The 6,534-nt window shown below is 67.6% G+C and carries 6 protein-coding genes and 1 pseudogene; 3 read left to right on the top strand and 4 right to left on the bottom strand.

Annotated elements, in window-relative coordinates:
- A pseudogene (locus AC1DBQ_RS20580) lies at positions 1–252 on the top strand (amino acid ABC transporter permease); the annotation flags it as partial.
- Between the two features lie 92 nt (positions 253–344).
- On the opposite strand, the gene dapE reads toward AC1DBQ_RS20580, so the two are convergent.
- On the bottom strand, positions 345–1,511 hold the full coding sequence (gene dapE / locus AC1DBQ_RS20585) for a succinyl-diaminopimelate desuccinylase (RefSeq protein WP_476930276.1): 1,167 nt from the start codon (positions 1,509–1,511) through the stop codon (positions 345–347).
- Between the two features lie 138 nt (positions 1,512–1,649).
- Between dapE and dapD the strand changes: the two genes are divergently transcribed.
- Together dapD and AC1DBQ_RS20595 are read left to right on the top strand one after the other, a co-directional pair.
- Positions 1,650–2,660, top strand: a complete 1,011-nt coding sequence (gene dapD, locus AC1DBQ_RS20590) for a 2,3,4,5-tetrahydropyridine-2,6-dicarboxylate N-succinyltransferase (RefSeq protein ID WP_476930277.1) — start codon at positions 1,650–1,652, stop codon at positions 2,658–2,660.
- A gap of 108 nt (positions 2,661–2,768) precedes the next feature.
- The gene (locus tag AC1DBQ_RS20595) at positions 2,769–3,620 is read left to right on the top strand and encodes a hypothetical protein (RefSeq protein WP_476930278.1); all 852 of its coding nucleotides are present in this window, start codon (positions 2,769–2,771) and stop codon (positions 3,618–3,620) included.
- A gap of 11 nt (positions 3,621–3,631) precedes the next feature.
- Here the strand turns inward: AC1DBQ_RS20595 and AC1DBQ_RS20600 are convergent, their stop codons facing one another.
- From AC1DBQ_RS20600 to AC1DBQ_RS20610, 3 genes are all read right to left on the bottom strand, one after another.
- Positions 3,632–4,243, bottom strand: coding sequence for a hypothetical protein (locus AC1DBQ_RS20600; protein WP_476930279.1), 612 nt, complete (start codon positions 4,241–4,243; stop codon positions 3,632–3,634).
- Between the two features lie 48 nt (positions 4,244–4,291).
- Positions 4,292–4,969, bottom strand: coding sequence for a TetR/AcrR family transcriptional regulator (locus AC1DBQ_RS20605; protein WP_476930280.1), 678 nt, complete (start codon positions 4,967–4,969; stop codon positions 4,292–4,294).
- A gap of 277 nt (positions 4,970–5,246) precedes the next feature.
- The gene (locus tag AC1DBQ_RS20610; protein WP_476930281.1) at positions 5,247–6,530 is read right to left on the bottom strand and encodes a citrate synthase; all 1,284 of its coding nucleotides are present in this window, start codon (positions 6,528–6,530) and stop codon (positions 5,247–5,249) included.
- Positions 6,531–6,534: the final 4 nt, after the last annotated feature.

The following is a 6,534-nucleotide window of genomic DNA, read 5'->3' on the forward strand; positions in this document are numbered from 1 at the left end:
CTCGTGGTGCTGCTCAAGGACACCTCGCTGGGCTACATCGTCGCCTACGGCGAGCTGCTCCGGGCCGTGCAGGTCATGGCCGACTTCCTCGGCCCGCAGTACCTGTTCCCGGTGTTCTTCGTCGCCGCGGCCATCTACATCGCGATCGACCTGGCGGTCTCCCGCCTGGCCATCTGGCTCGAACGCCGCGGCTCCAAGCGTGYCGCCGGCGGCGTGGCACACGTCCCGGTCGCCGGGATCCCCACCAAATAAGGCCTTTCGATGCAGAAATGGTCCGGAACCTCACGGGTTCCGGACCTTTTCTGCATCCTGACGTGCGCGGTGGGCGCTGATGCCCCTGGCGGTTAGGCGCTGAGCCAGGTCCGCAGCGCCCTCAGGCATTCCCGGATCGCGTCCGCCTCGACGTGCTCGTTGTCCTTGTGCGCCAGCAGCGCATCGCCGGGCCCGAAGTTCACCGCCGGGATGCCCAGCTCGCTGAACCGTGCGACGTCGGTCCAGCCGTACTTGGGCTTTGGTTCCGCGCCGACGGCGGCCACGAAGGACGCGGCGGCCGGGTGGTTCAGTCCCGGCCGCGCCCCGGCCGCGCTGTCGGTGCGGACGACGTCGAATCCGTCCAGCAGCTCTCGCACCACGGCCTCGKCCCCGTCCGGGGTCTTGTCCGGGGCGAAGCGGTAGTTGATTTCCACGACGCACTTGTCCGGGATGACGTTGCCGGCCGTGCCGCCGTGAATCTTCACGGCGTTGAGGCTTTCCCGGTAGTCGAGGCCGTCGACCGTTACGGTCTGCGGCTCGTACGCCGCCAGCCGGGCCAGGATCGGGGCGGCCGCGTGGATGGCGTTGCTGCCCATCCAGGCCCGGGCCGAGTGGGCAGCCTCGCCGAGTGTGGTCSCCTCGAAGCGCATCGTGCCGTTGCAGCCGCCTTCCACCGTGCCGTCGGTCGGCTCGAGCAGGATCGCGAAGTCACCKCCGAGCAGGGACCCGTGATTGCGCACCAGCCGGCCGAGGCCGCTCTTTACTGCMTCGACTTCCTCGTGGTCGTAGAAGACGAACRTGACGTCCTTGTCCGGCTCAGCGCCGGCGTCGAACATGGTGGCCGCCAGCGCCAGCTGCACAGCGACACCGCCCTTCATGTCGGTGGCGCCGCGGCCGTAGAGGATGCCCTCTCCCGGCGCCCCGGAGGGCCAGTACGCCGGCACGGTCCCAAGCGAGCCTTCCGTGATGGGCAGCGGCACGGTGTCCAGGTGCCCCGCCAGGATCACGCGCTCGGCGCGGCCGAGGTTGGTGCKGGCGATGATCGAATCGCCGTCGCGGACCAGCTCCAACTGCGGCAGCAGCCGGAGGGCATGCTCCACGGCGTCGGCCAGCACCTTTTCGTTGCCGGAGACGCTGTTGATGTCGATCAGGGCGGCCGTGAGCAGGGCGACATCCTGGCGGAGGTCCAAGTGGACAGGGGCATGCCCAGAACTGCGATCAAGGGCGCTGGCAGGGGTGCGGGGGTTCGTCGGGGTCACCGTCCCACTTTATCTGCTCGCCTGCCTCTCCCAACGGACCGCACCGGGGCCGTTTCAGGCGTCATAACGGCCCCTGCCGCGAGTCACTTGGGCGACTCGCGTTTCAGCGCGCGAGGACGCTCTCGTTAGACTTGGGCCATGACTGAAACTGCTGCTTCCGCTGTGCCCGCCGACGCCCGCTCTGCCTACGGCTATGGATTGGCCACCGTATCCACCCGCAATGGTGTAGCCACCGTGTTGGACGTGTGGTTTCCGGCTCCGGCGCTGGGAGTCGCGGCGCCGAGCCTGCGTGACGTGGCCAACGCGGACCAGTCTCTGATCGATATCGCCGCCAACGGCACCGACCCGGACCGCGGCACCGAACAGAAGGTCGTCTTCGCCCAGATCCACCTGGACGAGGCACCGGCGGACACCGCGGACGCCTACCTGCGCCTGCACCTGCTCTCGCACCGGCTCGTCCAGCCCAACAGCATCAACCTTGACSGCATCTTCGGMAAGCTCCCCAACGTGGTGTGGACCAACTTCGGTCCCGCGGCCGTCGAGGACTTCGAACTCACCCGGGCACGCCTGCGCAAGCGCGGCGCCGTCACCGTCTTCGGCGTGGACAAGTTCCCCCGCATGGTGGACTACGTGGTCCCCTCCGGCGTCCGGATCGCCGACGCCGGCCGTGTCCGGCTCGGCGCGCACCTCGCCGAAGGCACCACGGTCATGCACGAGGGTTTCGTGAACTTCAATGCCGGAACCCTGGGCACCTCCATGGTCGAGGGCCGCATCTCGGCCGGCGTCGTCGCCGGTGACGGTTCCGACGTCGGCGGCGGTGCCTCGATCATGGGCACCCTTTCCGGCGGCGGCAAGGAAAAAATCGCCCTCGGGGAGCKGGTCCTGCTCGGCGCCAACTCCGGCGTGGGCATCAGCCTGGGCGACGACTCCGTGGTGGAGGCGGGCCTCTACGTCACCGCCGGGAMGCGCGTGCGAGTCATCAGCCCCCGGGATGCCGAAGGCGAGGACACCAGCCGGGTAGTCAAGGCCGTGGAGCTTTCCGGGGTTCCGAACCTGCTCTTCCGCCGCAATTCGACCACCGGCGCCGTCGAGGCGCTCCCCCGCAAGGGCCAGACCGTGGAGCTCAACGCGGACCTGCACGCCAACTGACCGGATCGGCTGGTACGGTATGGCGGGCGGTGAAGGCCGCTCCGGCGGGGCGCCCGTCGATGAAGCAGCCGATGACGCAGCCCGCTAGGGCCTGAGGGAGTAAGTTTCGTGGCACGACGTGGGAGCTGGCGACGCCGGATCGTCCTTCTGCTGACCCTTGCGATGGTTGCGGGCGCAATCTACACCGCGGTGGCGTTCCTGCAGCGTTCGGAAACGCTGATCACCGAACGCTGCACGGCGGTGGGCAGCGGCGGCGATGACCTCGCGACCGACCAGGCGGCCAACGCCTCGCTCATCACGGCTGTGGCGGTCCGGCGCGGGCTTCCAGCCCKCGCCGCCAGCATCGCGCTGGCCACCTCCATGCARGAATCCAAGCTGCGCAACATCGGCCACGGCGACCAGGCCGGCCCCKACTCACGGGGGCTCTTCCAGCAGCGGCCGTCCCAGGGCTGGGGCACCACGGCGCAGGTGATGGACCCATACCACGCCAGCAATGCGTTCTACGATGCGCTCGTGGAGATCTCCGGCTACCAATCGCTGGAGATCACCGACGCCGCCCAGCAGGTCCAGCACTCGGCCTACCCGGGTGCCTACGCCCAGCATGAGGGGATGGCCCGTGCGTTCGCCTCGGCACTGAGCGGCCAGACGCCCGCCGGGCTGGACTGTTCGCTGCGGTCCCCCGACACCGCCGGGGATCCGGCCGCCGTCACCGCAAAGCTGACCGCGGCGCTCGGTGACGTGCCGACATCAACGGACGGCCGGACCTTGATCGTGGAGGCCGACGGCACCCAGGCCTGGACTGTGGCCCAATGGGCGGTGGCCAATGCCAAAGCGCTCTCCATCACCAGCGTCGAGGTGGACGGCCGGGCATGGAACCGGCAGTCCCGCGACGGCTGGCAGCCGGCGCAGGTCCCGGCAGGGCAGGTCCGTGTGACCGTCGCCGACGCGCCAGCCAGCTAGCGGCGGCCGGCTCACACGAGGAGATCGACCACCGGCTGGACGTAGCTGCGGAACAGTTCCGGCTCGGACAACAGCTCCTGGCTCATGAGGATCTTGTCCGGCTCGAGGTACCAGGCCCGCGGCTCCGCCAGCGGGAGTTCGATGATCGTCAGGCTGAAATCCCGGGCGGGGCGGCCCACTTCCAGCAACCGGTCCTCCACCATGTCGGCCAGGAGCTCATTGTTGCTGTTGGATTCGCGCTCCGCTTCCAGGGACAGGTATTCCGCGCGGCGTTCCCGGGCCCACGTCAGCGCGGMGCCGAAGTGCGCCTGCAGCACGCGGCGAAGCGCCGGTGAATTGCTGAACGACCCGAAGCCCGGCGGGGTAAGCTCGGGCGACATTTCCGGGTGGGCATTCAGCAGCTGCTCCCACCAGGCCTCCCACTCGGTCTTGAGCACGGCGGTGCCGCCCACCTCTGCGATCAGATGTGTATGGTCCGAGGCTCGGATCTTCGGCGCCACGTGACACAGTGCCGGATGCCCCGCGGTGTCCAGTCCGGCGGCGTCACGAACGTAGAGTGCAATGAGCATGGGACCAGATGTATCCATGGTGATCCGCCAGCCCGGTCCGCCGGTGTGGTGCATCCAATTGCCTCCCTTGGCAAGACGTACTATCTCAGTCTATTCCTGTTGTTAGTGCACGTTAACGGCTGGGGCCCGGTCCGCCATCCGGCGGTTCAGGCCCTCGAGATGGGCCTCCAGCACATCMTTGCACATGCGGGCCGTCATCCACTCCGGCTGCAGGAGGGCGTGCATCGTCAGCCCGTCCAGCACGGCCAGCAGCAGCTCGGCTTCGGTGACGAGCACCTGCTGGTTCATCCCGGCCGCGGCGTCGTCACTGTCGCGGCCATTCGCCCCGGCGGCCAAGCCGAGGATGAGGCCTCCGACTATCGCRGCCACTGCCCGATGACTGCGGTCGGCCTCGGCAGCCAGGAACGGCCTGGTCCGGGCGGCGTTCTTGAAGGCCATCCACACGCATGCGTCGACGGCYCGTTCCTCGTCCAGCGGAAGAAACTCATCCAGCAGCGCGGCGACGGCGTTGTGGTGCTCGGCCGAKCCGGGCGGCAGCTCTCCCACCCTGGCGTCCGCGGCGGTGAGGCGGCCAAGAATCCGGTCCACCACAATGGCGAACGCGTGGGACAACAGCTCGTCGCTGCTGGCGAAATAGTGCCGCACCGAGCCGACGGCCAGCTGCGCTTCATCGGCAACTTCGCGCAGGGAGGCCCGCTCAAGACCATCCGCGGCGATGATCCTGAAGACAGCGTCTACTACTTCCTGGCGCCGGATTACGGCGTCGACAAATTTAGGCACTGGTCTTTTTTAGCACGTCCGTGCCGTTGCCGCCCCGGGKGCACACCGGTTCCTCCACGCACGTGACGCGGGTCACACCGGCGCGGGTCACACCGGCGCGGGTCACAACGGCGCGGGTCACAACRGCTCTGGTCACGGCGGCTCTKGTCACGGTGCGCCCGGAGCCAGTCGCGCCGTRACCACGCCCCCAAGCACGACKCCGGCCGCGCACCACAGCGAGAGGTGCGCGGCCGGCGTCGTACTTTGCTGTGCGGCGCTGCCGTAAACGGCGGTTGCGCTACATGGAAGGGTAGTTCCGTTCCGGTTCGCCGACGTAGAGCTGGCGCGGACGGCCGATTTTGGTGTTGGGATCGCTGATCATCTCGCGCCACTGGGCGATCCAGCCCGGCAGGCGTCCGATGGCGAACAGCACGGTGAACATCTTCTCGGGGAAACCCATGGCCTTGTAGATCAGGCCGGTGTAGAAGTCCACGTTGGGGTAGAGCTTGCGCTGGATGAAGTAGTCATCGCCCAGGGCCTTCTCTTCAAGGCGCATGGCGATGTCGAGGAGCTCGTCATTGCMGCCCAGCTTGCTGAGGACCTCGTGGGCCGTCGCCTTGATGATCTTGGCGCGGGGGTCGTAGTTCTTGTAGACGCGGTGCCCGAAGCCCATGAGGCGGACGCCGTCTTCCTTGTTCTTGACCTTCTCCATGTAGTCCTCGGGCTTGATGCCGTCGGCCTGGATCTKGCGCAGCATCTTCAGCACGGCCTCGTTGGCGCCGCCGTGGGCGGGTCCGAAGAGTGCGTTGATGCCGGCGGAGACGGACGCGAACAGGTTGGCGTTCGAGGAGCCGACCAGCCGGACCGTGGAGGTGGAACAGTTCTGCTCGTGGTCGGCGTGCAGGATCAGGAGCAGGTCCAGGGCCTTGGCGATGACCGGGTCAACCTCGTACTGCTCGGCCGGCAGGCCGAAGCTGAGGCGCATGAAGTTCTCCACGAGGTTCATCGAGTTGTCCGGGTACAGCATGGGCTGGCCGATCGACTTCTTGTGGGCGTAGGCGGCGATGACCGGCATCTTGGCCATGAGGCGGATGGTGGAGACTTCCACCTGCTCGGCGTTGAACGGATCCAGCGAGTCCTGGTAGAACGTCGAGAGCGCGGACACGGCCGAGGACAGTACCGGCATCGGGTGGGCGTCACGCGGGAAGCCGCTGAAGAAGCCCTTKAGCTCCTCGTGCAGCAGGGTGTGGTGGCGGATCCGCTGGTCGAAGGACTCCAGCTCCGTGGGGGTCGGAAGGTTGCCGTAGATCAGCAGGTACGAGACTTCGAGGAAGCTCGAGTGCTGGGCCAGCTGCTMGATCGGATAGCCGCGGTAGCGCAGGATGCCGGCATCACCATCGATGTAGGTGATGGCCGAGKTGGTGGCCGCGGTGTTCATGAAACCGGGGTCGAAGGCGACGGCGCCGGTCTGCTTCAGCAGCTTGGAAACGTCGTAGCCTTCGTTCCCTTCTACAACCTTGATGCGCGGGAGCTCAAGCTCGCCGCCGGCATGGCGCAGGGTTGCGCTGGTGGTTTCAGTCATGGAG

This window comes from Arthrobacter sp. 10T413_2 (assembly GCF_056394205.1).